At 69.3% G+C, this 24,886-nt stretch carries 31 protein-coding genes; 15 read left to right on the top strand and 16 right to left on the bottom strand.

From position 1 onward, the window contains the following. Positions 1-43: 43 nt before the first annotated feature. From ABEA24_RS30225 to ABEA24_RS30240, 4 genes are read left to right on the top strand one after another with little or no spacing between them, the layout of a single operon-like run. The gene (locus tag ABEA24_RS30225) at positions 44-238 is read left to right on the top strand and encodes a hypothetical protein (protein ID WP_345434565.1); all 195 of its coding nucleotides are present in this window, start codon (positions 44-46) and stop codon (positions 236-238) included. Further along, positions 235-1,512 carry a sensor histidine kinase gene (locus ABEA24_RS30230; RefSeq protein ID WP_345434566.1) on the top strand — a complete coding sequence of 426 codons (1,278 nt, stop codon included), beginning with the start codon at positions 235-237 and terminating at the stop codon, positions 1,510-1,512. The genes ABEA24_RS30225 and ABEA24_RS30230 overlap by 4 nt, the downstream gene beginning before the upstream one ends. Next, positions 1,503-2,138 carry a response regulator transcription factor gene (locus ABEA24_RS30235; RefSeq protein ID WP_345434567.1) on the top strand — a complete coding sequence of 212 codons (636 nt, stop codon included), beginning with the start codon at positions 1,503-1,505 and terminating at the stop codon, positions 2,136-2,138. The genes ABEA24_RS30230 and ABEA24_RS30235 overlap by 10 nt, the downstream gene beginning before the upstream one ends. Before the next feature lie 41 nt (positions 2,139-2,179). Then, the gene (locus ABEA24_RS30240; protein WP_345434568.1) at positions 2,180-2,350 is read left to right on the top strand and encodes a hypothetical protein; all 171 of its coding nucleotides are present in this window, start codon (positions 2,180-2,182) and stop codon (positions 2,348-2,350) included. A gap of 71 nt (positions 2,351-2,421) precedes the next feature. Here the strand turns inward: ABEA24_RS30240 and ABEA24_RS30245 are convergent, their stop codons facing one another. Then, complete coding sequence (locus ABEA24_RS30245) at positions 2,422-3,105, bottom strand: TioE family transcriptional regulator (protein ID WP_345434569.1); 684 nt, start codon at positions 3,103-3,105, stop codon at positions 2,422-2,424. Between the two features lie 90 nt (positions 3,106-3,195). On the opposite strand from ABEA24_RS30245, the gene ABEA24_RS30250 reads away from it, so the two are divergent. After that, on the top strand, positions 3,196-4,362 hold the full coding sequence (locus tag ABEA24_RS30250; RefSeq protein ID WP_345434571.1) for an erythromycin esterase family protein: 1,167 nt from the start codon (positions 3,196-3,198) through the stop codon (positions 4,360-4,362). A 273-nt stretch (positions 4,363-4,635) separates the two neighbouring features. On the opposite strand, the gene ABEA24_RS30255 is transcribed toward ABEA24_RS30250, so the two are convergent. Then, positions 4,636-5,676, bottom strand: a complete 1,041-nt coding sequence (locus ABEA24_RS30255) for a LacI family DNA-binding transcriptional regulator (RefSeq protein WP_345434572.1) — start codon at positions 5,674-5,676, stop codon at positions 4,636-4,638. Between the two features lie 439 nt (positions 5,677-6,115). Between ABEA24_RS30255 and ABEA24_RS30260 the strand changes: the two genes are divergently transcribed. Continuing rightward, positions 6,116-9,310 (top strand): LamG-like jellyroll fold domain-containing protein, encoded by a 3,195-nt coding sequence (locus ABEA24_RS30260; RefSeq protein ID WP_345434573.1) that lies wholly within the window; start codon positions 6,116-6,118, stop codon positions 9,308-9,310. Positions 9,311-9,375: 65 nt separating this feature from the next. On the opposite strand, the gene ABEA24_RS30265 is transcribed toward ABEA24_RS30260, so the two are convergent. Further along, a complete protein-coding gene (locus ABEA24_RS30265; protein WP_345434574.1) occupies positions 9,376-10,230 on the bottom strand; it encodes an SDR family oxidoreductase in 855 nt (284 codons plus the stop codon). A gap of 66 nt (positions 10,231-10,296) precedes the next feature. Here ABEA24_RS30265 and ABEA24_RS30270 point away from each other — a divergent pair, with 66 nt between their 5' ends. Continuing rightward, on the top strand, positions 10,297-10,857 hold the full coding sequence (locus ABEA24_RS30270) for a MarR family winged helix-turn-helix transcriptional regulator (protein ID WP_345434575.1): 561 nt from the start codon (positions 10,297-10,299) through the stop codon (positions 10,855-10,857). A gap of 75 nt (positions 10,858-10,932) precedes the next feature. Here ABEA24_RS30270 and ABEA24_RS30275 read toward each other — a convergent pair whose 3' ends face one another. Continuing rightward, entirely contained in the window at positions 10,933-11,307 is a 375-nt protein-coding gene (locus ABEA24_RS30275; RefSeq protein ID WP_345434576.1) for an ester cyclase, read from the bottom strand. Between the two features lie 123 nt (positions 11,308-11,430). Here ABEA24_RS30275 and ABEA24_RS30280 point away from each other — a divergent pair, with 123 nt between their 5' ends. Then, positions 11,431-12,054, top strand: a complete 624-nt coding sequence (locus ABEA24_RS30280; protein WP_345434577.1) for a TetR/AcrR family transcriptional regulator — start codon at positions 11,431-11,433, stop codon at positions 12,052-12,054. A 3-nt stretch (positions 12,055-12,057) separates the two neighbouring features. Here the strand turns inward: ABEA24_RS30280 and ABEA24_RS30285 are convergent, their stop codons facing one another. Both ABEA24_RS30285 and ABEA24_RS30290 read right to left on the bottom strand, forming a co-directional pair. Continuing rightward, the gene (locus ABEA24_RS30285) at positions 12,058-12,828 is read right to left on the bottom strand and encodes a hypothetical protein (protein ID WP_345434578.1); all 771 of its coding nucleotides are present in this window, start codon (positions 12,826-12,828) and stop codon (positions 12,058-12,060) included. 86 nt (positions 12,829-12,914) lie between these two features. After that, on the bottom strand, positions 12,915-13,091 hold the full coding sequence (locus ABEA24_RS30290) for a hypothetical protein (protein WP_345434579.1): 177 nt from the start codon (positions 13,089-13,091) through the stop codon (positions 12,915-12,917). A 45-nt stretch (positions 13,092-13,136) separates the two neighbouring features. Between ABEA24_RS30290 and ABEA24_RS30295 the strand changes: the two genes are divergently transcribed. Then, on the top strand, positions 13,137-13,409 hold the full coding sequence (locus tag ABEA24_RS30295; protein WP_345434811.1) for a winged helix-turn-helix transcriptional regulator: 273 nt from the start codon (positions 13,137-13,139) through the stop codon (positions 13,407-13,409). A 166-nt stretch (positions 13,410-13,575) separates the two neighbouring features. Then, positions 13,576-14,205 (top strand): GNAT family N-acetyltransferase, encoded by a 630-nt coding sequence (locus tag ABEA24_RS30300; RefSeq protein WP_345434580.1) that lies wholly within the window; start codon positions 13,576-13,578, stop codon positions 14,203-14,205. Positions 14,206-14,369: 164 nt separating this feature from the next. Here the strand turns inward: ABEA24_RS30300 and ABEA24_RS30305 are convergent, their stop codons facing one another. The 3 genes from ABEA24_RS30305 to ABEA24_RS30315 all read right to left on the bottom strand — a co-directional run bounded on the left by ABEA24_RS30305 (position 14,370) and on the right by ABEA24_RS30315 (position 16,912). Further along, positions 14,370-14,948 carry a maltokinase N-terminal cap-like domain-containing protein gene (locus ABEA24_RS30305; protein ID WP_345434581.1) on the bottom strand — a complete coding sequence of 193 codons (579 nt, stop codon included), beginning with the start codon at positions 14,946-14,948 and terminating at the stop codon, positions 14,370-14,372. Between the two features lie 156 nt (positions 14,949-15,104). After that, on the bottom strand, positions 15,105-16,337 hold the full coding sequence (locus ABEA24_RS30310) for an MFS transporter (RefSeq protein WP_345434582.1): 1,233 nt from the start codon (positions 16,335-16,337) through the stop codon (positions 15,105-15,107). Further along, on the bottom strand, positions 16,337-16,912 hold the full coding sequence (locus ABEA24_RS30315; protein WP_345434583.1) for a winged helix-turn-helix domain-containing protein: 576 nt from the start codon (positions 16,910-16,912) through the stop codon (positions 16,337-16,339). The genes ABEA24_RS30310 and ABEA24_RS30315 overlap by 1 nt, the downstream gene beginning before the upstream one ends. 307 nt (positions 16,913-17,219) lie before the next feature. On the opposite strand from ABEA24_RS30315, the gene ABEA24_RS30320 reads away from it, so the two are divergent. Next, positions 17,220-17,558: a hypothetical protein gene (locus ABEA24_RS30320; protein WP_345434584.1), complete on the top strand. Its 339-nt coding sequence runs from the start codon at positions 17,220-17,222 to the stop codon at positions 17,556-17,558. A 24-nt stretch (positions 17,559-17,582) separates the two neighbouring features. Here ABEA24_RS30320 and ABEA24_RS53735 read toward each other — a convergent pair whose 3' ends face one another. Genes ABEA24_RS53735 through ABEA24_RS30330 form a run of 3 tightly spaced genes read right to left on the bottom strand, consistent with a single transcriptional unit; the run spans position 17,583 to position 18,648 of the window. Beyond that, complete coding sequence (locus ABEA24_RS53735; protein WP_425551249.1) at positions 17,583-17,690, bottom strand: DUF397 domain-containing protein; 108 nt, start codon at positions 17,688-17,690, stop codon at positions 17,583-17,585. Continuing rightward, positions 17,687-17,800, bottom strand: coding sequence for a DUF397 domain-containing protein (locus ABEA24_RS30325; protein ID WP_345434585.1), 114 nt, complete (start codon positions 17,798-17,800; stop codon positions 17,687-17,689). The genes ABEA24_RS53735 and ABEA24_RS30325 overlap by 4 nt, the downstream gene beginning before the upstream one ends. Further along, on the bottom strand, positions 17,797-18,648 hold the full coding sequence (locus ABEA24_RS30330; RefSeq protein WP_345434586.1) for a helix-turn-helix domain-containing protein: 852 nt from the start codon (positions 18,646-18,648) through the stop codon (positions 17,797-17,799). Before ABEA24_RS30330 ends, ABEA24_RS30325 begins: the two co-directional genes overlap by 4 nt. A 120-nt stretch (positions 18,649-18,768) precedes the next feature. Between ABEA24_RS30330 and ABEA24_RS30335 the strand changes: the two genes are divergently transcribed. From ABEA24_RS30335 to ABEA24_RS30345, 3 genes are all read left to right on the top strand, one after another. Then, positions 18,769-19,161 carry an ATP-binding protein gene (locus ABEA24_RS30335; protein ID WP_345434587.1) on the top strand — a complete coding sequence of 131 codons (393 nt, stop codon included), beginning with the start codon at positions 18,769-18,771 and terminating at the stop codon, positions 19,159-19,161. Between the two features lie 52 nt (positions 19,162-19,213). Continuing rightward, positions 19,214-19,834 carry a hypothetical protein gene (locus tag ABEA24_RS30340; protein WP_345434588.1) on the top strand — a complete coding sequence of 207 codons (621 nt, stop codon included), beginning with the start codon at positions 19,214-19,216 and terminating at the stop codon, positions 19,832-19,834. Positions 19,835-19,955: 121 nt separating this feature from the next. Further along, a complete protein-coding gene (locus ABEA24_RS30345) occupies positions 19,956-20,120 on the top strand; it encodes a hypothetical protein (RefSeq protein WP_345434589.1) in 165 nt (54 codons plus the stop codon). A 149-nt stretch (positions 20,121-20,269) separates the two neighbouring features. Here the strand turns inward: ABEA24_RS30345 and ABEA24_RS30350 are convergent, their stop codons facing one another. Next, positions 20,270-20,650, bottom strand: coding sequence for a winged helix-turn-helix transcriptional regulator (locus ABEA24_RS30350; protein ID WP_345434590.1), 381 nt, complete (start codon positions 20,648-20,650; stop codon positions 20,270-20,272). A 77-nt stretch (positions 20,651-20,727) separates the two neighbouring features. On the opposite strand from ABEA24_RS30350, the gene ABEA24_RS30355 reads away from it, so the two are divergent. Beyond that, positions 20,728-21,657, top strand: a complete 930-nt coding sequence (locus tag ABEA24_RS30355; protein WP_345434591.1) for an NADP-dependent oxidoreductase — start codon at positions 20,728-20,730, stop codon at positions 21,655-21,657. 24 nt (positions 21,658-21,681) lie between these two features. Here the strand turns inward: ABEA24_RS30355 and ABEA24_RS30360 are convergent, their stop codons facing one another. From ABEA24_RS30360 to ABEA24_RS30370, 3 genes are all read right to left on the bottom strand, one after another. Next, positions 21,682-22,545: a carbohydrate ABC transporter permease gene (locus ABEA24_RS30360; protein WP_345434592.1), complete on the bottom strand. Its 864-nt coding sequence runs from the start codon at positions 22,543-22,545 to the stop codon at positions 21,682-21,684. Further along, positions 22,542-23,489, bottom strand: coding sequence for a carbohydrate ABC transporter permease (locus ABEA24_RS30365; protein WP_345434593.1), 948 nt, complete (start codon positions 23,487-23,489; stop codon positions 22,542-22,544). Before ABEA24_RS30365 ends, ABEA24_RS30360 begins: the two co-directional genes overlap by 4 nt. Positions 23,490-23,561: 72 nt before the next feature. Further along, the gene (locus tag ABEA24_RS30370; RefSeq protein ID WP_345434594.1) at positions 23,562-24,878 is read right to left on the bottom strand and encodes an ABC transporter substrate-binding protein; all 1,317 of its coding nucleotides are present in this window, start codon (positions 24,876-24,878) and stop codon (positions 23,562-23,564) included. Positions 24,879-24,886 lie beyond the last annotated feature (8 nt).

The following is a 24,886-nucleotide window of genomic DNA, read 5'->3' on the forward strand; positions in this document are numbered from 1 at the left end:
GACCAATGGCTTCCCGCCATGCCGGGGCGGCATCGAGACGTGCGTGTGCGAGTTGGCGCGCCGCTTTCCGCCCGACGAGGTCGTCGTCCACACGTCGCGTGATCCGCATGGGGACCGGTTCGACGTCGGGCCGCCGCTCCCGGTCGTGCGGGACTGCGCTCGGGCGTCGGCCGTGTGGAGCCGGGACCGCTTCTGCGAACGCCTGCGCGCGCTGCCGTCGCGTACGGTCGCCCCGTGAGCGACGTTCGAGCGCTGGCCGCGCGGATGACCGTCTGGCGGGCGCTGGCCCGGAACCCGCTGCGGTTCCTGTGCTCCTCGTGGCCGTGGCGGGCGTTCGCCTACCTGGTCACCGGCGTCCCGATCGGGCTGCTGTGGCTCGCCCTCACCGCGGCGCTGCTGTTCTTCGGCGCGCTGCTGACCCCGGTCGTCGCGGGTGTCGGCCTGCTCGCCTGCGTCCCGCTCCTCGCCGTGGCGCTGGCGGCGGTCGAGCGCCGGCGGTTGCGCTGGCTCGACCCGCGCCCGGCTCCCTCACCGCATCGAGAGCCGCCGCGGGCCCGGCGCGGCTCCCGGATCCGGTTCCGGCTGCGCGAGGCCGCGACGTGGCGCGAGCTCGGCTACGCGCTGCTGCACGCGGTCCTGTCGGCGGTCGACGGCGTCGTCGTCTTCGTGTTCGTCGTCGGCGGTGTCATCCAGGTCGGCGCGCCGGCCTGGGTGGGCGGCGGCGACCGGATCCAGTACGGCTCGGCCGCCACCGTCGACACGCCCGGCGAGGCGTGGACGCTCGTCCCGGTCGGACTCGCGGTGATGGTCGTGGGCGTGTACCTGATGACGCTGCTGGCGGGTGCCCGCGCCGCGCTCGCCCGCCTCCTGCTCGTGCCCTCCCGGGACACCGAGCTGGGGGAGCGGCTCGTCGCGGTGACGGCGTCCCGGGCCCGGATGGCCGACGCGTTCGAGGCCGAGCGGCGGCGCATCGAACGCGACCTGCACGACGGGGCACAGCAGCGGCTGACCGGGCTGATCATGACGCTGGGGCTGGCCCGGCTCGACGGAGACCGCGATCTGATCGCCAAGGCTCAGGACGAGGCGCGGGCCGCCCTCGCCGAGCTGCGCGACCTCGTACGCGGCATCCACCCGTCGATCCTCACCGACCGGGGCCTGGAGGCCGCCGTACGCGCCCTGGCCGAGCGTTCCCTCCTACCGGTCGACGTGGACGTCGACCTGCCCGCGCGACCGCCCGAACCGATCGAGTCCGCCGCGTACTTCGTGATCGCCGAGGCGCTGGCCAACGTCGCCAAGCACAGCGGGGCCGCGAGCGCCCGCGTGTTCGCCCGTGCGCTCGGCCGGCTGCTCGTCGTCGAGATCCGTGACGACGGTACGGGCGGCGCCGATCCGGCTCGGGGCACCGGCCTGCAGGGGCTCGCCGACCGGGTCGCCGTCTACGACGGGTCGGTCCGGCTGTCCAGCCCGCCGGGCGGTCCTACGATCATTCGCGTGGAGATCCCATGCGGATAGTGCTCGCCGAGGACTCGGTGCTGCTGCGCGAGGGCCTCATCCAGATCCTCGGCCGGTTCGGCCACGAGACCGTGGCGGTCGCCGACGCGCCCGCGCTGGTCGCCGCGGTCGCCGACGACCGGCCGGACGTCGTCGTCACCGACGTGCGCATGCCGCCGGGCTACCGCGACGAGGGCCTGCGTGCCGCGCTGGAGCTGCGGCGCGCGCATCCGGGGCTGCCGGTGCTCGTGCTGTCGCAGTACGTCGAGCAGTCCTACGCCGCCGACCTCCTGCAGACCGGCGGCGGCGTCGGGTACCTGCTGAAGGACCGCGTCGGGGACGTCGCCGAGTTCCTCGACGGCCTGGAGCGGGTCGCCGGCGGGGGCACCGTGATCGACCCCGAGGTGGTGCGGCGGCTCCTGTCGGGCCGCGACGGCTCACGCCTGGGGCGCCTCACCGACCGGGAGCGCCAGGTGCTGGAGCTGATGGCCGAGGGCCGCTCCAACAGCGCGATCGCCCGGCGGCTCGTGATCAGTGAGGCCGCCGTCGTCAAGCACGTCGGCTCGATCCTCATGAAGCTCGACCTGCCGCCCGCCCCCGACGACCACCGCCGCGTCCTCGCCGTCCTCACGTACCTCCGCGGCTGAGGGGGACGGCTCCGTGTCGCTCACGGGTCAGGTCGGGGCCTGTGGGCATTGACCGCCGGAAGCGCCTCAGGGGGGCCGATGGCATCGAGGTGCATCACTATCCCGGCACGTTCCATGGCAGCTCGCTCGTCGGAGAGGCCGCCGTGACCCGGCGGATGATCGCCGACAAGCTCGACGCGCTCCGCCGGGGCCTGCGTGCGGGCGAGGTCTGACGGCCCGTCGATCCACGACCGTTACGGAACACCGTGGCCATGGCGTTTCCTGTGGTGGACGTGGCTCGGCCTCAGGGTTCGCGGGCGCGGAGGTACGTGTCCAGGTCGGCGGCGCCCTGGAGCATGGCGCGGCTCCGGGCGGACAGGCGGGCCTGCCAGTCGCGCAGGGTCGACTCCAGCGGGGCGACGCCTCCGGCGGAGCGGACCTGAGCGATCAGCGGGGCGATCTGCTCCAGCAGGTAGCCGCCCCGCCTGAGCTGGTGGGCCAGCCGGACGTCCCGTACGTCGGCCGCGCTGTAGATCCGGTAGCCCGTCTGCGGATCGCGGCGCGGCCGGACCAGCCCGGCGTTCTCCCATTTGCGCAGGGTGGCAGGGCGGAGGCCGAGCCTCCTGGCCAGGGGGCCGATGAACGTGTCGCCGCGCTCCTGCGGCACGGGCGCCAGATCGCGGAGCGCGGCTTCGACGGCCTGGAGGGTGCGACGGTCGTCGAGGAGTTGGCCGTGGCTCTCGTCGATGAGCCGCAGCGCGTCCTCGGTGGCACCCCGGTTGACCGCCTGCATGATCGACGTGGCCGCCTGGTGACCGTGCCCGGGCACGAGGGCGAGGAACGCGCGCAGGGCTTGCGCGTGCAGCGGCGCGTAGGTGCGGTAGCCGTGGACGGTGCGTTCGGCGGCGGGCAGGATGCCGGCGTCCTCGTAGTTCCTGATCGCCTGGGTGGACAGGCCGTGCTCGCGCGCCAGGTCCACTGGCCTCATGGATGCATCACCGATTGAAGGTCCATCGCGATGAGAGGGGGGTTTTCAGAGAAAAGTTTACACCGAGTGTTCAACGATACCGTTTAAGGCATGGATATCAAGGACACGGCCCGGCCGCTCGATGGCACGGGCATCTCGGCGTTCCTCCGGTCGCTTCCCGCCAAGCCCCTGCTGCTCGGCCTGGGCGAGGCCAGGCACTTCGTGGGGGAGCTGGGCGACTTGCGCAACGAGATCTTCCGGCATCTGGTCGAGCACGAGGGCTACCGGTCGTTCGCCATCGAGAGCGACTGCCTCATGGGCCTCGTGGTCGACGACTACATCACGACGGGCGCGGGCACGCTCGATGACGTCATGGAACGCGGCTTCAGCCACGGCTTCGGCGCGTCACCGGCCAACCGCGAGCTCGTACGCTGGATGCGGGCGTACAACGAGGAGCATGACGAAAAGCTCCGGTTCTTCGGGTTCGACGGCCCTCTGGAGTATTGGGCGGCGAGCCCGCGCCAGGCGCTCACCGCCCTCTACGCCCTCCTCGACGGCCCGCTGCCCTGTACCAGGGAGACCCTCGACACGCTGCTGGGCCCGGACGACCGGTGGTCGAACGAGGCCACGGCCATGGATCCGTCCCAGTCGATCGGCCAGTCCGCCGACGCCCAGCGGCTGCGACTGATCGCCGACGACCTGGTGGCGCTGCTCGACACGCAGGCGCCGCGGCTGAGCGCGGAGGACAGGGAGCGGGCGGCACTGTACGGGCGCACCGCCACCGGCCTGCTCCGCTACCACTACTGGATGGCCGACGCGTCCCCGGCACGGTGGACCCGGCTGTCGGCCCTGCGGGACGCGATGATGGCCGCCAACCTGCGTGCCGTCGCCGAGCACGGCCCGGCCCTGGTCTTCGCCAGCAACCTCCACCTGCAGCGGAACAAGACCTTCATGCCGTTCGGCGACCAGCAGCTGGAGTGGTGGAGCGCGGGAGCGATCACCGCGACGCAGTTGGGCGACCGGTACGCCTTCCTGGCCTCGGCCTTCGGCACGGCCGGCGACGACACCCCGCCCCCGGACACCGTCGAGGGCATCCTGTCCACGCTCCCGTGGGACCACTCTCTCGTCGACGCCCACCGCCTGGCCGAGGCCATCACGAAGCCGGCCCCGCGCATCTCCCGCGATTTCGCCTATTTCCCGCTGGACCCGGCCCAGCTCGACGTGATCGACGGCGTCGTCTTCCTCAAGCAGGCTGTCAGGCTGAAAAAGCTGGGTTGACAGGTGCGTGCGTGTCGGGACTCCGCTGACACACACGCGCACCAAACGGTCAAGCGCCGACAACGGAAACGCATCTGGGTGCGTCGCTCTCCGAGCAGGACATCCGCCCACGTAGGAAGGGATCTCAACATTGCGGAGGTTCAGGCTCGATGAGAAACGCTACACGGCATAGCCGCTTGCGACCGCGGAGGTCATGAGGCCTGCAGTCGGAAAGGCCCGCTTCACCTACGCCCTAGAGTCCCTCATCGGCGGCTTCGCCGCCCGCCTCGCGCCCTAGGAACGGGGCGTCGCGGTGCTGCTGCGGACGATCAGGTGAGGGTCGATGACCAGGTGCCGCTCGCCGGGGCTGTTGCCCTCGATCCGGTCGAGGAGCAGCCGGATGCTGGCCTTGCCGACCGTTTCGAAGTCCTGGCGGACCGTCGTCAGGGGCGGCGCGAAGTACTCGGCCTCGGGGATGTCGTCGAATCCGGCGACGGCCACGTCGTCCGGCACGCGAACGCCCGCCTCGCGGAAGGCGCGCAACACCCCGAGGGCCATCTGGTCGTTGGCGACGAACACGGCCGTCAGGGCGGCGGCCCGTCCCGCGGCGCCGACCACCTCCCCGGCGAGCTGCTGCCCGGCCCGGTAGCCGGACAGCGGGCTCCAGTCGCCGAGCAGCGGAGGCGGGGGCTCGGCCCCCGCGTCCTCCAGGGCCGCACGCCATCCGGCCGTGCGCGACTCCGCCTCGATCCAGTCCTGCGGGCCGGCGACGTGCCAGACGGTGCGGTGACCGGCGGCGAGCAGGTGCTCAGTGATCAGCCGTGCGCCCAGGTGCTGGTTCACCGAGACGCCGGGGATGTCGAGGTCGTGCCCTCCCTCCACGGTCACGATGGGGAAGGGCCGTTGCATCGTCGACAGCGCGACGACCGCCTGACGCTGCGGGGTGATGACGACCGCGCCCTCGACGCCCCACTCGCCCAGGTGCTCCAGCGCCTGGGTGAGGGACTCGCGGCTCAGCCGGCGGAGGTTCACGGTCGAGGTCAGGAACCCTTCGGTGCGGGCGGCCTCCTCGATGCCGGCGAGGGTGCTGGCCGGGCCGAACAGGGCGGTGTTGACGGCGACCACGCCGAGGGTGTGGGTGCGGCTGGTGGCCAGCGCGCGGGCCGAGGAGTTGCGGCGATAACCGAGGTCCTTGATCGCCTGGAGGACCTCCGCGCGGGTGCTGTCCCGTACGTTCGGGTGGCCGCGCAGGACACGCGACACGGTCTGATGGGACACCCCGACCGCCCGCGCGACATCCTCCATGGTGGGACGGCGCAGCGGGACGTCATCCACGGGCGATGACAGGATCCCTCCTCGGGTTCAACTCCGGTGCGCTTCATGTTCGCGCCCACAACATAGCCGGTCAAGGCGCCGGACAACGCGCGTCCGGGCCGTCCGGGGCTGCCGGATATCACGAAAACGTGGCCCAGGCCATCCGTTGACACCCAAGATTGTGAGCGCTAACAATACCGGGCACATGCCCGTAACTTGCTTGACACACCTCCGATCGACCCGGTTACCCGAGGCTGCGACGCCCACCCGACTGCAGGCCTCCGCCGGGCAGCCGAGGCTCCGGCGCGGACCTCACGACTGCGACCCCCGACTCTTGTTAGCGGTCTCATCCGAGAGGACCACGTTCATGCCCTTTGCGGTATCGAGCCGTTCCGGCGCCCGATGACGTCCCGACCTTGAAGTACGGAGCCCACGGATCCCCCAGAAACCGGAAGGCGCCATGTTCACCTCGAAACCCAACGGCCGGCGATGGCCGGCCGGTAGAGCACGTACCCGCGCCGCGCTCGTGGTCACGGCATGTTCGGCGTTGCTCGCCGGCGTGCTGACGACGACAGGCGTGGCGGCCGCCGACGGCCCCGCCCTGGCCGGCCACTGGACCCTGGACGAGGGCAGCGGCACCACCGCCGCCGACTCCTCCGGCAACGACCACACCGGCACGCTCGGGTCGGGTGCGACCTGGGCCGCCGGGCAGATCGGCCCCCACGCGGTCCAGTTCAACGGCACCGGCAACGGCGCGGTGGACATCCCCGAGCCGGTGGTGGACACCTCGCAGAGCTTCACCGTCTCCGCCTGGGTGAAGCTCGACTCCACCTCCGGCTACCAGACCGCGGTCAGCGTCGACGGTGGCCAGATCAGCGGCTTCTACCTCCAGCTGAGCGGCGCGTCCGGTGGGTTCTCCTTCACCCGCCGGACCGCCGACGACTCGAACTCGACCGAGGTCCGCGCGGACTCGGGCGTCGCGCCGGCGGCCGGCACGTGGTACCACCTCGTCGGCGTGGACGACGCTGCGTCCGGCAAGCTGAAGATCTACGTCGACGGTGACGAGGGCACCGACGCCGGCTTCACCTCGGCGTGGAAGGCCACCGGGCACACGCTCATCGGCCGCGGAAAGTACGGCGGCAACCCGGTCGACTTCGTCCACGGGGCAGTGGACGACGTGCGGTTCTACCAGGGCGCGCTGACCGCCGGCCAGGTGGAGGCGCTCGAGGAGGCCGGGCACTGGACGTACGACGAGGGCAGCGGCACCACCGCCGCCGACTCCTCCGGCAACGACCACACCGGCACGCTCGGATCGGGCGCGACCTGGACGGCCGGCCGGGTCGGCGCGCACGCCGTCGCCCTGAACGGCACCGCGAACGGCGAGGTCACCTCCCAGGGCCCCACCCTCGACACCGGCGGTTCGTTCTCCGTCTCCGCCTGGGCGAAACTCGACCAGACCACCGGCGACCAGGACCTCGCGAGCGTGAACGGCTCGCAGGTCAGCGCGTACGAGCTGCAGCTGCACGGCGGCAAGTTCGCGTTCGCCCGGCCGGCCTCGGACTCCTCGTCGGCGGCCGTCGCGTACGCCACGGCGAGCACCGCTCCGAAGGCGGGCCAGTGGTACCACCTGGTCGGCGTGGACGACGTCGCGGCCGGGAAGCTGCAGCTCTACGTCAACGGCCTGCCGGCCGGCTCCGCCGCGTACACGTCGGCGTGGAAGGCCACCGGTGACACGGTCATCGGAGGTGGCCGCGCCGCGAACTTCCTCCACGGGGCCGTGGACGACGTGCGGATGTACGGCTACGCGATGAACCTCCACCAGGTGCAGGACCTCGCCGGCAACATCGGCGGAACGCTGAGCGTCGACGCCGGCACGTCGCTGCACTCGCTGCCGTCCACCTTCTTCGGTCTGATGACCGAGGACATCAACCACTCGATGACCGGCGGCCTGTACCCGGAGCTGATCAACAACCGCTCGATGATGGCCGACGCGTCCAAGCCGGTCGAATGGTCCGCGGTCGGTGACGCGGCCATCTCCCTGGACCCCGGAAACCCGCTGAACACGGCGCTGACGCGCTCTCTCAAGGTGGACATCTCCAGCACCGCCCGGGCGGGCGTCGCCAACGGCGGGTACTGGGGCGTCCCGGTCACGCCGCGGAAGACGTACAAGGTCTCGTTCTTCGCCAAGGCGAGCGCCGGGTTCTCCGGCCCGCTGACCGTCGGCGTCGAGAGCGCCGACGGCGCCAAGGTCTACGCGAGCGCCGACGTCCACGGCGTGGGCGGCGACTGGAAACGGTTCACCGCGACGCTGCGCACCAGGGCGGACGCGCCGACGACCGCCGACGCCCGTTTCGTCGTGTCCACGAGCGGCAACGCCGGTCGTACTCTCTGGCTGGACAACGTCTCGCTCTTCCCGCCCACGTACAAGAACGTCAAGAACGGGCTGCGCCCGGACCTGATGAAGCTGTTCGCCGGGCTCAAGCCCGCCTTCATCCGCGAACCGGGCGGCAACTACCTCGAAGGCAACACCATCGGCACCCGGTTCGACTGGAAGAAGACCATCGGACCCGTCTGGACCCGGCCCGGTCACCCGGACGACGCCTGGGGCTACTGGTCCACCGACGGCATGGGCCTGCTGGAGTACCTGGAGTGGTGCGAGCAACTCGGCGCGGAGCCGATGCTGGCGGTCTACGCGGGCTACTCGCTCAACGGCAGCCACGTGGCGCAGGACCAGCTGCCGCCGTACGTCCAGGACGCCCTGGACGAGATCGAGTACGCCACGGGCCCCGTGACGAGCACGTGGGGCAAGAAGCGGGCGCAGGACGGGCACCCCGCGCCGTTCAGGATCCGCTATGTGGAGGTCGGCAACGAGGACTGGTTCGACCGGTCCGGCAGCTACAACGGCTACCGCTTCCCGATGTTCTACGACGCGATCAAGAAGGCGTACCCGTCGATGCAGGTGATCGCCACCACCGGCGTGACCTCACGGACGCCCGACATCCTCGACGATCACTACTACCAGTCCCCGGGCTGGATGAACACCCACGCCAATCTGTACGACGGCCATTCCCGCAGCGGGCCGAAGATCCTTGTGGGTGAGTGGGCGTCCCAGGAAGGCGCTCCCACGCCGGACCTGAACGCCGCGATCGGCGACGCGTCCTGGCTCACCGGCCTGGAACGCAACTCCGACCTGGTCATCCAGGAGGCGTACGCCCCGATGCTCGTCAACGTCCACGACGACCGCTGGAAGACCAACCTCATCGGGTTCGACGCGCTGACCAGCTACGGTTCGCCCAGCTACTACGCCCAGAGAATGCTGGCGAACAAGCACGGCGACCAGGTGATCGGCGCGACGTACACCGGCGTCGGCGGCATCAACGTCGTCGCCACGAAGGACAGCCGGAGCGGCAGGATCTACCTGACGGTGGTCAACCCGAGCTCCGCGTCCCAGCCGGTCGCCGTCGACCTCGGCGGCGTGGGACACATCGGACCGAAGGGCACCGCGACGGTGCTCAGCTCCGCGCACCCGACCGACACCAACACCATCTCCCAGCCCGCCAACGTGGTGCCGAAGACCACGACCGTCACCGGACTCGGCTCCACCTTCACGCACACGGTCCCGGCCTACTCGGTCACCGTGCTCACGCTGAACTGATCCCCATCCACCCGCCGGCGCGGCGACCGCGGCACGCGGCCGCCGCGCCGGGCTGTTCGCGGCCGTCAGGCGGGGGAGTATCGGGTGTCCAGCGAGACCTGCTCCCAGCGTTCGAGGTCGGCCAGCTGGCCCTGGAGCTTCCGCCGGATCCGCTCCACGGCCTCAGGGCCGAGCGGCAGACGCAGCGGCGAGTCCTCCTCGTCGACGGCCCGGATGATCGCCTCGGCGGCCTTGACCGGGTCGTTCGGCTGCGCGCCGTCCTGGGCGGAGAAGCGTTTCCGCAGTGCCCCGGCCGGCGTCTCCCGGTAGTCGTCGATCGGGTCGGCGAACCGCATCGACCGGCCCGCGAACTCCGTACGGAACGGCCCCGGCTCGATGATCGTGACCCGGATCCCGAGCGGAGCGACCTCTCCGGCCAGCGCCTCGGACATTCCTTCCAGGGCGAACTTCGACGTCGCGTAGATGGCGTGGCCCGGGTTGCCGCACACGCCGCCGACCGAGGACATCTGCACGATGTGCCCGCTCCTGCGGGCCCGCATGTGGGGGAGCACCGCCTGGGTCACGGCGATCACACCGAGCACGTTGGTGGAGAGCACCGCGTTGATCTGCTCGTCGGACAGCTCCTCCAGCGCGCCGAGCAGACCGTGGCCGGCGTTGTTGACCAGCACGTCGATCCGCCCGAACTCCTCGATCGCGGTGGCGACTGCGGCCGCCACCTGCGCCGGGTCGGTGACGTCCAACGCGACCGCGCGGACGCGCTCCGGAGCCCGCTCGACCAGGTCCTTGACCGTCTGCGGATCCCGCGCCGTGGCGACGACACGCTCACCGCGGGCGAGCACGGCGTCGGCGATCGCACGCCCGAGGCCGCTGCTGGTGCCGGTGATGAACCACACGCGGGCGTCGTTTCCCATGTCAGGCATGCTCGATCCTCCGTCATCGGTGTTATTTTGAGCCTCAAAGTAGTTTGAGAGCGGAGGATGTGTCCAGTGGCCGCAGAGCAGGACGAGTTCCCGCCCGACTCGGTGGGCGCCGAGCTCGCGGAGTGGATCGAGCAGATGTCCCCCGGCGTCGACCCCGGCGTCGAGGCCGCCCGCCAGCGGATCGGCCGGATCGCGCGGCAGTTCGAGCGCGTCCTCGAACGCGTCGCCGACCGGCAGGGCGTCACCGTCGGCGACTGGGCCGCGCTGTCCGTCCTTCAGCGCTCCGGCCCGCCGTACGAACGCACGCCCACGCAGTTGGCCGACGCCCTCGGCCTGACCCCCGGCACCATCAGCGTGCGCATCGACCGCCTCGCCCGAGCCGGTCTCGTCGAGCCGGCGCCCGCCGCCGACGGCCGCAGCCGCCCGATCCGCCTGACCCCGGAGGGGCGCCGCCTCTGGAGCGACGCCACCGCGCAACGCACGATCGAGGAGCGGCGCCTGTTCGAGGCCGCCCTGGACGGGGAGGAGCTGGACCGCCTCAACGCACTGCTCGGCCCGCTGCTGGCCCGTCTCGAAGCGGAGTTCGGCCCCGCGCGGCGCCACGACCGGCCGCGCCCCGGCTCCTGACGCCCACCGGAGATAGGCCGCACGTCGGTCGCGGTGATTCCGAACCGCCGGCCCACGCGGTGACGAGCATCCCTGCTATCCCAGCTCGAGGGCACTTCTTTGCGGCCCATCGCTGAGCCCCCACATCTCCGCGAGCCGGCCGTCGTCGACGCGGAAGATCTCGATCAGCATTGGCCGCGCGCCGCCGTCCGGGGTCATCCCCTCGACGGAGGAGCGGACGGCGACCTTGTCGCCGTCGACCAGAACGTCCTCGGCGACGACGCGCATGTCGGGAAATCGCGCGACGATTTTGCGCCAGGCGTCCTTGCCTGCCTCAAACCCGGTGGTGCCGAGCGGATGGCTGAAGAAGTCGGGGGTGAACAGCTCGTCTGCTCCGTCGAACTGTCGGGTGTTGAAGCACTCCTGCATTCGCTGCACCAGGCCGGCGTTCGCAGCGTCGCGTGTGGTCATCGGTGTGATCTCCTCGTGGCTGGTGGATCGAGTCGTGATGAGCGACGTGGGCCATAACCGGTGCGTCGCCCCGGTTACGGGTCGGAGCATACGGGGCGTCGCCCCGGTTATGCTAGGGCCGACATGTCGAACCATCCGTCTGAGCGCGCTCCCACGAAGTCGTCGGCAGCTCATGGGAGTGACCGAGAGCTGCGAGCCGACGCGCGCCGCAACCGCGAGCGAGTCCTGCAGATCGCCCAGCAACTGTTCGCCAGGGACGGTCTCGGCGTCTCGCTCGACGAGATCGCCCGCCGCGCAGGCGTTGGCCCCGGCACCGTCCACCGGCACTTCCCCACCAAGGAAGCGCTGTATCTCGCCGTCGCGACCGATCAGATCGAGCAGTTGGTGGAGGAGGCGAAAGCGCTCGCCACCACCGACGATCCCGCAGCCCTTTTCACACTGCTGTCCCGGATGATGGCTTCGGGCGCCGAGAACGCAGCGGTGAAAAGCGCGCTGGCGGCTGCCGAGTTCGATTTGCGCACCGCCGCCCCGGACGTCGCGGCAGACCTCACGCGCGGGGTCACAGACCTGCTCGATCGCGCGCACGCCGCCGGCGCGGTGCGCCACGACCTCACCGTCGAAGAGCTGATGGCCCTCGTCGCCGGAGCCTTCGCCGCGATCCGCCACGCAGGCGCGGAGACCAGCCACGAACGCTCAGCCCACATCGCCCAGATCATCCTCGACGGGCTACGACCCCGACCCCGGTGAACACTAGTAATCGAGCAGCAGGCCGTGGCCGTCGTCGACGGCCCGGCTCATCCAGTCGAGGACGTCGTGCAGGTACGGATCCTCCACTGCCGCCCGCACGTACGTCTCGAAGGTCCAGGGGCCGGGGAGCCATACCCGGTGTTTCCGCGGAACCCGGTAGTTCCAGGCCTTCGCCAGCGCCACCGGAACGGGCTCGTCATCACCTTTGCCAGGAGCATCCTCCGCACCCCAGTGCGGGGCCGGCGGGACGACCGGTGGAGGGATCGTCAGGATCTCCTCCCGTACGGCTCGCAGCTCAGGGTCGAGCGCCCACCTGTTCGTCCGTTCCCGGGCCTGCTCGGCCAGCTCGCGCAGGAGCGACCAGGCGTCCGCGTACTGCGAGGTGACGTCGTAGCGGTACCAGGCCCGCAGGTAACCGTGATGGGCTCCACCGCACACCTCGTCCAGATGCGCGCGCCACTTCCGCAGGTGATCGGCGAGTTCGCCGGGCAGGAAGCTGCGGAAGGCCGCCAGCCGCCACTCCGCTGGGAGGACGGGACTGTAGACCAGGGAATGCACCCGGCGGCAGCAGTCCGGGCCACTGTCGAGCTCCACATACCGAGCGATCTCGTTCGACCCCGCGCCGGGGCGCGGTCCGTCGAGCAGGTGGTCGAACTCCCCTTCGCGCCGGTTGCCGAGGGCGGCGAACGCGGTCGCCTGGGCCTCGACCAGCGCCGTCCAGCGGTCAGGGGAGAGGCCGCCCACCGGCCGCATCCGCATCCAGTCGACCCCCACCACTTCTCCTGCCCGCCGAAGTCCTCGAAGTTACCGCCACCGCGGAAGGAGGTCTCCAGCAGCCAGCCCCAGTCACCGTTTTCGGCCTACGCGTGACCGAGCGAGCGCAGGAGCTCCTCGGTGAGTACGGCGAGGCGCTCGGCGTCGTTCGTGTCGAGAGTCGGCAGCGACGGGTCGACCGGCCTGCCCCGATCGACCGCGGAGAGCGGAGCGGACGGCGGCTCGTCGATCCACTCGACGATCGGGCGGATCGACGTCTCCACCGGCCGGCCCTTGAACCGCGCCAGGAGCCCGATCGCGTGCTGATCATGATCCTGCTCGGCAAGCGCTCGTACCAGTTCAACGAGCTGCACCGGTCGATCGAGAGCATCAGCCAGCGCATGCTGACCCGCACCCTCCGCGGCCTCGAACGCGACGGCCTGGTCAGCCGGACCGTCCATCCGACCGTCCCGCCGACGGTCGAGTACGACCTGACACCCCTCGGCCGTACGTTCCTCGGCCCGCTGTCCGCCCTCGCGGACTGGGCGGTCGTGCACGGCCCGGACATCGCCGCCGCCCGGGAGCACCACGACGCCCGCTGACCCGCGGTCCCTTACGCTGCCGCGCGTGGGATCTTCGCGAGGGCACCACTGACGGCACCGTCTACACCGTCGCGATCGACCACTTCCTCGCCACCGGCGAACTCAACGTCCCGCGATAGGCGACGGCACGCCGCGATCCGGGAAAGCGGCCGATACCGTGCCATCTGTGATCGATAAGGACAGAGCCCATGGCGCGCGGCAGGCCGATGAGATGATCGAGGCGTTCTTGGCCAGCCGGCCGGACGTTTTCCGCAGAGTGACCCTGCGCCCGCTCGCCAGCGATGATCAGGGCGAGTTCCTCGATCTGGTGAGCGCCAGCGAAGACCTGCACCGCCCGTGGATGTCCCTGCCCTCCACCCCGCAGCAGTTCGAGGCGTACGTCGCGCGGTACGAGAAGCCCGACGAGGAGTCGTGGCTGGTCTGCGTGCGCAGCACCGGTGTCATCGCCGGCATGGTCAACATCAACAGCATCATCCGTGGGCGCTTGCAATCCGGCGCCCTCGCCTATGCCGCCTTCGCCCCCACCGCCGGCCAGGGCTACATGACCGAAGGACTCGACCTGGTGGTGCGGTATGCCTTCGAGCAGTTGCGGCTCCACCGGCTCGAAGCCCAGATCCAGCCCGACAACCACGCGTCCATCAGGCTGATCCGGCGAGTCGGCTTCCGCCACGAGGGCGACTCGCCGGAGTTCCTGTTCATCGACGGCGCCTGGCGAGACCACGAACGGTGGGCCATCACCAACACCATGATCGACATCAGGCCGACAGCTCCCCACCCGACTCTGCCCGAACGCTGAGCGCCGACCAGCCAGGCAGCGACGGACTCGGCCCGGTGCACCACTCGATGCGCGGATGAACGCGGACGCCGGTGCTGCGACGAGCGCGGCAGAAGTTTTCGGATGGAGCTGACCAGCCCGGTGACCGGCTCGGACCGCACATGCGGATGTTCTCGACCCCCGACCTACCGCTGCGCGACGGTCGCCAACACGGCCCGCACAGCCGTCCCGTCCGGCCAGGTCCACCCGGCGACGAGGGACCCGGGCGTCCCCTCCGCGGCCTCCGCCGACCGCAGGGCGCGGTTGATCCGCACCTCGAGCCCGTCGACAGGGCTGGTTCCGTGCACGATCACAGTCGGGTCCGGGGTGTCGCTCTCGCTCTGGCGCTGCGGCACCGCCTCGCCGCGCATAAGCGCGCGCAACTGCGCCGTCACCACCGGGTCGTGGACACCGTCGTAAATCCACCGAGTGCCGAGCACCCCGTGCTCGGAGGTGCCGATCAGCGCCTCGCCGGGAACGCCTTCCAGCGCCGCACCGCGGTAGCCCATCGGCACCAGGTACGCCACCGGCTCCTCCGCGCTGGTGTCGACCACGACCATGAACTCGATCCCGACCTCGCCCTCCGGATCGTCCAACCGAAACCCACCGGCCTTGCGCAGCTCCGGCGTTCCCGCGCCGCCCACATACCAGCTCTGCTTCGGCAGCCACTCGGCGAGCAGCTCCAGCTTGGTGGGCTTCATGGTGGTGTGGTGGATGAAGGCCATGCGAGCTTCCTTCGCGTGTGTCGGGCCCCGTCCTCGACCGGGCTGTGATCGAACCTATCGGGGGCCTACACCAAGGATGCCCTGGCCTGTCGTGAGCGACGGAACCGGATCCGGCGCGCGATGCTTGCCGAGGCCGCCGCGGCGACGTCGTCATTATCAAGGGCGACGCAGGTCAGGCTTCAACCTGGCCGAACGAACCCGTGAGGGGAGCGGTGCGGTCAATCGACGGGCGAGCCACAGGTAGGCAGCGGCGGTGAGCATTCCTATCGTGACGACCACGAGCAGGAGCCGGTAGTCCACGACGGACACCAGAGCGGCTCCGGCCGCGATGGAGATCGCCTGCGGTCCGCTGACCAGTGTTTCGGCTGCGGTGGAGACTCGGCCGATCAGAGGGCTGGGCGTGTGCCGCTGTATCACCGTGGTGAACCCGGTGATCATTGTGGTCAGGCCCAGGCCTGCGATGACCTTGCCCAGGAGGATGACGGGCAGCCACGGGAGGGCGATCAGGGCGTCGCCGAGTCCGATCGCTGCCATGCCGATCGCGATCGCCGCGAGCTCACCGACGCCTCTGGCGAGCCGGCCGGCCCACAGCCCTCCGGCAATGGCGCCGACGCCCTGGGCCGAGGCGAGCACGCCGACGAACTCGGGCGGCCGGTGCAGGCCCTGGCCGACGACGGCGAACAGCGCCGACTCATTGACGCCGATGACCAGGAAGCCGGTGGCCGTGGCGATCGTCATGCGGCGCAGTGCCGCTTCGGTCCTGATATGGGACAGGCCTGCGGTCAGTTCGCTCAGCCAATGCAGGCCTGAGGGCACCGGCGGTTCCTCGTGCAGACTCATGCGGGCGATGGCGACTGCGGCGATCAGAAAGGTGACCGCGTCGATTGCGGCAACGGCCGCACCGCCTAACGCGGCGAACAGCGCCGCGCCCGCGAGCGGGCCGCCCAGCCGGAGCCCTTCCTTGACCGTCTGCAGGGTGCCGTTGGCATCCGCCAGCAGGTCATCGGAGAGCAGTTCCTTCAGCAGACCGCTGAGCGCGGCCGCGACCGTCACCGACGAGATGCCGTAAAGCGCGGCGACCGTGTAGATGATCCAGAGATCGGCGGCGTCACGTACGGCGAACAGCGGGACCAGCATCAGCGCCGAGGCGAGGTTGGCGACGACGAGGAAGGGGCGGTGCCGGAAGCGGTCGACCAGCCAGCCGCCCAGCGGCGCCAGGACGTACGGCACCGCGATGAAGAGGGTGACCAGACCGGCCGCGCCGTTGGAGCCGGTGAGGCTCTTGACCCAGATGGCGTACACCAGCACTAACAGCGCGTCGCCGGCCATGCTCGCGGCCAGGCCGGCGAACAACAGCCGGAACGCGGGAACCCGGAAGACAGCGCGCATCAGTCTTCGGCGTACGGTTCGGCGGGCACGGCCCAAGCGAAGACCCGGATCCGGCGCGCCCCGAGAGGGCGTTCGGCCGGGTCCCGGCGCTTTCTTTGGCGCAAGATGACTGCCGCTATGGCCTCGTTGAGCTCTTTCAGCTCCTCCACTGTGAGCCAGTCGATGTTCTGCATCCAGTACGCGGCGTCCTGCCATTCGGGCGGGTCGGTGCGCCGCCACGCCTGCCAGTCACGCAGCCCGGCGAACTCCTGCTCGACGAACTGCATGCTGAGCGCGTCGCTGGCGGCGGCCACCTCACCGGACTCGTCACTGTCGCCCCACGACAGCATTCGCGGAACCGGCCGCCACGGACGGTGTCGGCCTTTGCCGCCGCCGGCCTCCTCGACGAAGCCGTACTTGGCGAGCTGACGCAGATGCCACGAGCAGTTCGCCGGACTCTCCCCGATCATCTCGGCGAGTTCGGTGGCGGTCGCGGTGCCGCGCTCGTACAGGGCCTGGCACAGCCGCATGCGTACGGGGTGAGCGAGCGAACGCAGTTCACCTGCGTCGCGGAGTTTCCGTTCTGACGCCTCCATGTCAGGGACATTAGCTCTGGAAAGACTCTTTCGAAAGAGTCTTTTCAGGATGCGGCGGCGTGCCTGACCAACGTCATCCCGGCCCCTGCTGGGAGCACGCGCGGCCCCGGCACCGCATGCTGCTGGTCCCGGCGTAGCGCGTCTACCAGGCTCCCGTCTTTGCAGCCAGAGTTGACGGGAGATTCTCGGCGATTCGGGCGCTAGACCGTCACTCCCGACGGCAAGGTGTCCACGGCGGCTGCAAAGTGAGGAACCGCGCTGATCTTCGTGCCGTCGAATCGCGGGACCTCAGGAGGGAGCGGCTGTGATGTGGTCGGGCTCTAGGAAGAAGAGTGGCACGGAGGTCCTCGTCGACATCCTTTTCACTTTGGGGCTCGGCCTGGTGGTCTCTCTGATCATTTCCCTCAACGGCGGATCATCGAGTCATGACCGGGCCTGCCGGTCCTACCGAGCGGACGAGAGGCACCTGGCGACCCCCGCGTTCCCCAACCCCGGGTCCCTGCCGGACGGCGCGGACGTCGGTGTGCGTGAGGTCGAGCTCCTGCGTCAGCAAAAGCATGACACGCTCGTCACCAATCATCCGGACTGCTTCAGCCCGCAGCAGGTTCAAGCAGCCGCAGCCAGGCTCCAGACCACCACTCCCTGACCGCCCGTAACCTGGGCGACGCCGTCACTTCCCGGTGTGGGAACCCATGCGGCCGCGCTCTATGACCGCCAACTCGACGCAGTTGTCGCCGGATTGGCCGCTTCTGCTACTTCTTCGCCAGCGGGTAGTCATTTCGCCGCCTTGACCGGAACTCGAGTGATAGCGACTTCCACGCAGTTACCGCCCGAGCTTCCGCTGCGGCTGCTCTTGCGCCAGTCCGTGAGTAGGCGAGGGGTGTTCACAATGCCTCCCGGATCAACCTGGTGCTTTCATCGACGCTGACGGCTCGGGCTCGGATCAACTCGAAACGGGTGATGGTCCGTGCTACGTCCTTCTGCTGTTCGATCATGTGCCCTCCACCTGCCGCTTCCGCGTAGGCGATGTCTGCGCCATCGTCGAAGCCGAGGATCGAGAAGCCGCCTTCCAGGCCAATGTACTCACCTACTGATGACGGAACGACCTGGATTGTGACGTCGTGACGCTCGGTCATCGTCAGTAGATGGGCGATCTGCTTGCGCATGACTTCGGTACCACCGATCTGCCGTCTGAGAACGCCTTCGTCAATGACGACCCAGAGGCGAGGCGGGGCAGGCTCCTTGCGATTAAGAATCTTCTGTCGCTCCATGCGGGCCGACACGGCCTGCTCCAGTTGGTCCGGGCTCTGGTCGGTGGCGAGGAGCGCGCGGGCGTACTCCTCGATTTGGAGCAGACCGGGGACGACCAGCGGCTCGAACATGCGGATGTCGGCTGCGTCGGGCTCTCTGCGGGCGAACGGGCGGAAGAAGTCGGGGAGTTCTTCGCGGACGATCAGGCCGTGGAGCCAGCCGAAGCGGTCGGTGGCGAAGAAGGTGTCGAGGTCCTTGGCGTGGTCGGACGTGGGGGAGCGGAACGCCGTCTCCAGGTTGCCGACCGCGGACTTCGCCCAGTGCAGGCGGTCGGCCAGCTCGGACTGGGACAGCTTCACGTACTCGCGGTGCTTGCGTACCTCGAAGCCGAAGTAGGCGGTGAGGCTCTGATCCGGCGATAGGGCTTTGGGGGGTTTTGGCATTGTTCGCATCCATTCGGTGTCCACAAAGCGGAACCCGCTCACGTGTGGATATGAAGCTGATGCAGAGAGTAACAATGCGGTACGACGATTGGCGGGTCAACGGAGGATCGGCCGGCAAGGCCCGGCCGGGAGACGACAGGCACGGCCATGGATAACCTTCCGATGTCCCAAGCGCTGTCCTTTACGGCTACCGAGAGTACGGTTCCCGCCATTCGCCGATGGGTGTCGATCGTCATCGGTGAGTTCGGCCGGCACGATCGGTGTTCCGACGCCGAGCTGATCATTTCCGAACTCGCGACCAATGCCGTCAAGGCCGCACCCGGAAAACTCATCAAAGTGATGATCACGCGGGTCGGCGCAGAGAGCGTCCTCTCCGTCTGGGATCCGGCTCCCGAGTTTCCGGCGGTCAACGCGGACCCGTTCGCCGACCTGGAAGACGACGACTTTGACCACAACGGCGGCCGCGGGCTCCTGCTCGTACGCAGCCTCGCGATCGCGTGGGGCTGCACGGCGACCCCCGACCAGGGAGGCAAGTGGGTATGGGCGCGGATCTGACGGCGAGGGCCGGACGATGTTCCCGGCGGCTGCTTGTGCTAATGATCTCCTCATGCCGGACAACGCCCGCTTTCGTTGGATCACCCCAGGCCGTGGTCTGGCGGCTCTCGCGGCGATCGCCGTGATCGCCGCAGCCATCTGGTTCCTCGTCCTACCGCACTTCACGCTCAGGCATGAGTCCAAGATTCCCCTCGGGAACGGCCGTCTCGGGGCGGCCTGTGGGAATCCCGGCGTGGCTTACACCTCGGCCCATCCCTTCGCGGGCCCCTCCCCGCACAGCGTCGAGGTCTTTGAGAAGTACGGGAAGTCCTACATCAACGCGGGAGCGACGCTGCCCGATTCGTGGAACGCTCCCACGCATGCCGATGTCCGGCTCGTCCTGTGCCTAGAGAAGGTCGGCACTGACGGCGAGATGGACAACGTCAGCTGCAAGTACGGCAATCGACAGCTTCCCTCGGGCCCGCAGTTGAGCAAGCCCATGGACAAGACCATCTACCGGGCGACGCTGCGCGAACTACGTACGCACCGGAGGCTCTCCCAGGTGACGCTGACCGGGGAGGACGGCACTTGCCCTGGCAGCGTCTCGCTCAGCGACAGCGATCCCACACTGGACAGCCATCCGAGCAAGGCCCAGCTCCTCCAGGCATTCGGCCGCTACGCCGGCACCTTCTGAGCTCCCATCACGGGAGCCGGCAGATCGAAGCACCGGACCGCCGCAGCGAGTGGGCCGCTCGCCCCGACCCCTGGGTGAAATGGTGTGCGCACCAACGGAGCGCACATCTACGCTGCCCAGCGTGGCCTTTCGGATAGAGCAGCCCGGTGACCGAGAAGCCGTGCGGGACCTTCATCTGCGTGCGTTCGGCGGTCCCGGGAAGGTCGGCACCTGGCTGCGTTCGGGCGCCGACGGAGATGTCGCGTCCGCCGTGGACCACGCGCTTGACCTCGTGCACCGCACCTGAGGTGAGACCGGTGAGACGCTCGTGGTCGTGGCCAGGACCACCACCCCGATGTGGCATATCGTCCAACGCATCGAGAGCCTGCAGACCGAGCGAGGCCGGGCCGATCCCGAGTAGCGGCCGAGGGGATACTCAGTGCCCTGGCGGGGGCCTCAGTCGCTATGGGCGACCGGCTCGGGATCGGCGTCGAGTGCATCGAGCACTGCGTCGCCGTTCGCCCTCGCCCACTCGGTCAGCATGTGGATCGGATCGATCAGCGTCGCCCCGAGCGGGGTGAGCTCGTACTCGACGCGGGGCGGCACCTCGGCGTAGGCGTGGCGGCGGATGAGTCCGTGCGCCTGGAGCCGTCGGAGCGTCTGGGTGAGCATCTTGCGGGAGATGCCGCCGATCAGCTCGATCAGCTCGCCATGGCGCACCGGGCCCTTGCTGAGGCCGTAGAGCACGACCACCGTCCACTTGTCGGCGATCAGCTCGACCGCCAGACGCGCCGGACAGTCGGCGAGAAAGGAATCACCGGGACCGAAACCGCTCACGGCGCCAAAGGTTACCTGCTGGTTCCTATCGGAAACCTAGCCTGGGTTCTCTCCCCCCTTCCAAAGCCAGGAGAGTCATGCGAGTCATCACCCAGCAGACGCTCGGCGGTCCCGAGGTGCTCACCATCGTGGACGCGTCCGAGCCCCAGCCCCTCCCGACCGAGGTTCTCGTCCGCGTCAAGGCGATCGGGCTGAATCCGCTGGAGGCGCGCCTGCGCGCCGGCGAGTTCCCGCTGATCGGCCGGCCACCGTTCATCCTCGGCTGGGACATCAGCGGCGTGGTCGAGGAGGCGCCGCAGACGTGGCGGTTCAGGCCCGGCGACGAGGTGTTCGGGATGCCGCTGTTCCCGCGGGCGGCGAGCGCGTACGCCGAGGTCGTGTCGGCGCCGGCGTTGCACCTGGCACGCAAGCCGGCGTCGCTCTCGCACGTCGAGGCGTCGGCGCTGCCGGTCGTCGGGCTGACGGCGTGGCAGGGCCTCGTCGACCTCGGCGGCGTGACCGAGGGCGACCGCGTCCTGGTCCACGGCGGTGGTGGCGGGGTCGGCCATGTCGCGATCCAGATCGCGAAAGCGCTCGGCGCGCACGTGATCGCGACCGCCAGCGGGAGCAAGCGGAAGTTCGTCGAGGGGTTCGGCGCCGACGAGGTGATCGACTACACGGCGGTCGACTTCACGGAGGCGGTCCGCGACATCGACGTCGTGCTCGACACGATCGGCGGCGACACCGTCGAGCGGTCGCTCGAAGTGCTCCGCCCAGGCGGTCACCTGGTGACGGCGGTCGCCGAGGAGGATTCGGAGCTCGTCGCCAAGTACGAGGCGGCCGGCATGCGCTTCAGCGGCATCGCGGTCGACCCCGATCCGGTCGCCCTGCGAGGTCTCGTCGAACTCGTCGAACAGGGCAGGCTCCGGGTCTACGTGCAGGAGACGTTCCCGTTCGAGCGCGTCGCCGACGCGCACCGGCTGCTCGACGGCGGTCACCTCCAGGGCAAGCTCGTCCTCACCGTCTGATCCCGTCGTGTAAAGGACGACGGGCTATTTCACGGCTCCGCTGGTGATTCCGGAGATGATCTTCCGCTGGGCGATGGCGAACACGGCGATCAGCGGGAGGCTCATCAGGATCACGTACGCGAAGATGAGGTGCCAGTTGTTGAGGTACAGGCCCGCGCTGGCGACCTGGAACAGGTTGAGCGGCAGTGTGTCGATGCGGCCGCCGATGACGAAGAACGCGTAGAAGACGTCGTTCCACACGTACAGGCAGATCAGGATGGTGGCGGTCGCGAGCACCGGCCTCAGCAGTGGAAGGACGACCCGTACGAACACCCGCACCGGACCCGCGCCGTCGATCTGCGCGGCCTCTTCCAGGGAGGGCGGGATCGTACGGACGAACCCGGTCACGAAGAAGATGACGGTGGACAGGTAGATGCCCGTGTAGACGCCGATCATCCCGACGGCACTGCCGGCCAGGCCGAGCTGCCGCAGCAGCAGGACCAGGGTGACGACGGCGGGTGGCAGCACGATGCCGCTGATGCCGAGGGCGTACAGCATCGCGGTGAGGCGTGTGGCGCGGCGGGCCAGGATCCAGGCGGCCATGGATCCCAGGACGAGGACGGCCACCACCGACGGGACGACGACCAGGAGGCTGCCGAAGAACGCCGCGGGGATCCGGCCCTGACGCCAGACCTCCGCCCGTTTGTGGAACAGCTGCCAGTGACTCGGCGGCGACAGGTTCGGCGTCAGCGCCTCGCCCTGGGACTTTGCGGCGGTCGCGACGACCATCCACAGCGGAATCCCGATCAGGGCGACGACGAGCGCGACGGCGCAGAACGGCTGCAGCCGCCGCCAGATCGGCGCGTCGCTGAACCCGGCACCGCGCCGGCGGGATGAGGCGGCGTTCACAGAATCTCCTCACGCTTGCGCAGAATGGCGATGACGGGGAAGGCCATGAGCGCCACGACGAGGAACAGCACGAGGCTCATCGTGGTGGCCTGGGCGAACAGCCCCTGGCCGAAGGTCCGGAAGATGAAGATGTTGAGGATCTCCGTCGTACGGGCGGGGCCGCCGCCGGTGGTGGCCTGAACGATGTCGAATCCGTTCATCGAGCCCAGGAGCGCGGTGGAGACGTTGAAGGTGACGGCGGGGGCCAGGAACGGGAACCGCACCGACCAGAACATCCGCCAGCGGGAGGCGCCGTCGATGCGCGCCGCCTCGGTGATCTCCGCTGGGATGGTCTTGAGACCGGCGAGGTAGATGAGCATGGACAGGCCCATCCACTTCCAGGCGTGGATCACCGACACGGTGACGATCGTCCAGGTCGTGTCCCCGAGCCACGGATAGTCGACGTGGTGCGCCAGCACCAGGCCCAGCAGCCGGTTCATGCTGCCGTCGGGCTTGAGCAGCGCTTGGAAGATGTAGCCGACTGCGAGGGCGGACATCAGCACCGGGATGAGGAAGAAGACCCGCGCGACGCGGTTCACCAGGGTGTCGCGCTCGAGCAGGACCGCCAGCACGAAGCCGAACACGTTCTGGAAGATCGCCACCAGTACCGCGTAGACGACGGTGATGCGGAGCGCGCGCAGCAGGGTGCCGTCGGAGATCAGGTCCTGGAAGTTGGCGAGGCCGACCGGGCGGATCGCGCTCTTGAAGCTGGACCAGTCGGTGAAGGCGTAGATGAAGTTGAACAGGGTCGGCACGAAGAAGAAGACCAGCAGGATGAGGAACGCCGGCGCCAGGAACCACATCGGGTGCGTACGATGCGCGTTGCCGTGGCCGCGTCGCGGCTGAGGGCGGGCCTGGGGCACGGCCGGGCTGTCCCGTACGGCGCTTTCCTTGACCGAGTGCACGTGTCGGACTCCTTCACGGAGGGAGGGGTGCCGGAGGCGGCTCCGGCACCGTCGGCTCCGAGAGATCAGTGATCAGAAGCCGGGGGCTCCGGCGGCCTTGGCGAGCTGCGCGAACTGGGCCTGGGTGGTCGAGGCCACCTTCTCCGGCGACATCTTTCCGGCGATCATGTCGGCGAGGTTGAGATAGAGGTCGGGGTTGGCGACGGCGAGGGCCTGCATCGAGCCGACCGAGGTGGGCAGGGAGCCGTTCACGGCCAGCAGGGCCTGCGGCACGCCCGCCGGATTCGGCACCGAGGGCTCCAGCGACACGGTGTTCTGGGCGGTCGTGAAGTTCTTGTAGTCCGGGCCCATCCAGAAGGACAGCAGCTGCCGGGCGGCCGACTCACGCTTGGCGTCGCCGGTCTTGAACGCGACCAGGGCGTTGGACTGGTCCGGGATGTACGTGCCGACGTTCCCGGACGGTGAGATCGGGAAGAACCCGATCTTCTTGTCGAGCGTGGCGGTGTCCGCGCTCGCCTGCAGCTCACCGAAGAAGGAGTTCACCTGCATGACCATGGCGGCCTTGCCGCCGAGCAGCGCCTTGCCCTGGTCCTCGAACTTCGCGGTCTTGATGTCGGAGTTGAACAGCCCCTCGTCGATCAGCGACTTGTACTTCTTGATCGCTCCCAGCACGGTCGGGCCGGAGAACGTCTGCTTCTTCGTGTTGATCTGGTCCCAGAGCCCGCTCTTCGCGGCGTCGGCGAGCTGGACCTGGACCCACCACTGGGTGGCCCACTTGTCGCCGCCCATCTCGTAGAACGGGGTGACGCCCTTGGCCTTGAGACTGCGGGCCGCGGCGATCATCTCGTCGAAGTTCTTCGGCGTCTGGGTGATCCCGTTGGCGGCGAAGACCTCCTTGTTGTAGTAGACGCCCTCGACCGCCGGGCTGGTGATCAGCGCGGCGTAGCGGGTGTTGTCGAGGAGCCCGGTCATGTCCTTGAGGGCGGGGGAGAGCTTCGACAGCCAGGGCGCGCCGGTGAGCGGTTGAAGATTGGCCTTCGCGTTGATCGCCGTCAGCATGGACGCGGTCGGCTGCCAGAACGCCAGGTCCGGCTTGTCGCCGGTGGCGACCTTCGTCTGCACGCCCTGCTCGTACGGGTCGGGGATGGTGACGACCTTGACGGTCGCGCCCGTCGCGGTGTGGAAGGCGTCGATGACCTGCTTGGGCACGGTGTTGCTGTTCTGGGCGGCCCAGATCGTCAGGTTGACGCCGGCGAGCTTGGCCGAGGGGTTCGTCCAGGTCGCCGCGGCGGTACCGGTCGAGGAGCCGGCGCCGGGGTCGCTGCAGGCGGTGGCGGCCAGGCTCAGCGCGAGCGTCGCCGCCACACCGAGGAGGGTCCTTCTCTTCATCGCAGATC

The sequence above is a fragment of the Actinoallomurus vinaceus genome, from assembly GCF_039542055.1.
In the GTDB taxonomy this organism is placed as follows: Bacteria; Actinomycetota; Actinomycetes; order Streptosporangiales; family Streptosporangiaceae; genus Actinoallomurus; species Actinoallomurus vinaceus.